Origin of the sequence: Streptococcus sp. HMSC063B03 (assembly GCF_001836965.1) — a bacterium.
GTDB lineage: Bacteria > Bacillota > Bacilli > Lactobacillales > Streptococcaceae > Streptococcus > Streptococcus pneumoniae_F.
Genome location: NZ_KV831064.1, coordinates 18,003 through 18,259 on the forward strand (window position 1 = coordinate 18,003; position 257 = coordinate 18,259).

A 257-nucleotide genomic window follows, 5' to 3' on the forward strand; every position below is an offset into this window, starting at 1 on the left:
AAATAAAGGATGAGTTGGGATTCAAGCAGATAAATAAGTTAGAATGGGCAAAAGAGATTGGTCGAAAAGACATTGAAGTCTTAAAAATAATCGAAACACCTTTAGGAATCTTTAAAGATCAGGGAGTTAAGGCAAAAAGTTTAGAAGGCCAAGCCATTGATAACTTTTTAAATTCTATTGAAAAGTAAAGTTATGATGCTGACGTTTAATCCTATAAAAAAATAAAAATGGATTGACTGGAGAGGGAAACTTCCAGA

Annotated in this window: 1 pseudogene; it reads left to right on the forward strand. The window is 31.9% G+C overall.

The features are described from left to right. Positions 1-188 (forward strand): annotated as a pseudogene (locus tag HMPREF2628_RS11170) (hypothetical protein); the annotation flags it as partial. Between the last annotated feature and the right edge of the window lie 69 nt (positions 189-257).